Below are 477 nucleotides of genomic sequence, written 5' to 3'. Positions count from 1 at the left end.
GCAATGCAGCAGCCAAAGATGCAGAAAAACTGAATGCCAAACAAGCCTTTGATGTACTGGTGATTGGTGGAGGACCTGCGGGGAATACCGCTGCGATTTATGCTGCCCGTAAAGGCATTCGTACCGGGATCGTGGCTGAGCGCATGGGCGGTCAGGTCATGGATACCATGGACATTGAAAACTTTACCTCTGTCCAGAAAACTCAAGGTCCGAAGTTTGCGGCAGAAATGGAAGCCCATGTACGTGAATACGATGTGGACATCATGAACCTGCAGCGTGTCTCGGCGATTAAAGGTGCCGATGAAACCTCCAGTGGTCTGGTAGAAGTCACCCTTGAAAATGGTGCAAAACTTGCCTCAAAAACTGTGGTGCTATCCACAGGTGCGCGCTGGAGAGAGATGAATGTTCCGGGAGAGCAGGAATACAAGACCCGTGGCGTGGCGTACTGTCCGCACTGTGATGGCCCCCTGTTTAAAG

1 protein-coding gene is annotated in these 477 nt (G+C 51.8%); it reads left to right on the top strand.

The genetic code is table 11. The features are described from left to right. Positions 1–477: FAD-dependent oxidoreductase (locus tag NI461_RS14355; RefSeq protein WP_253157896.1), on the top strand; the 477-nt coding region annotated here is incomplete at both ends.

Origin of the sequence: Acinetobacter sp. S4400-12 (genome assembly GCF_024129495.1) — a bacterium.
In the GTDB taxonomy this organism is placed as follows: Bacteria; Pseudomonadota; Gammaproteobacteria; order Pseudomonadales; family Moraxellaceae; genus Acinetobacter; species Acinetobacter lwoffii_C.
The sequence above is the reverse complement of the archived record's forward strand: the minus strand, read 5'-3'. Positions and strand labels throughout refer to the sequence as shown.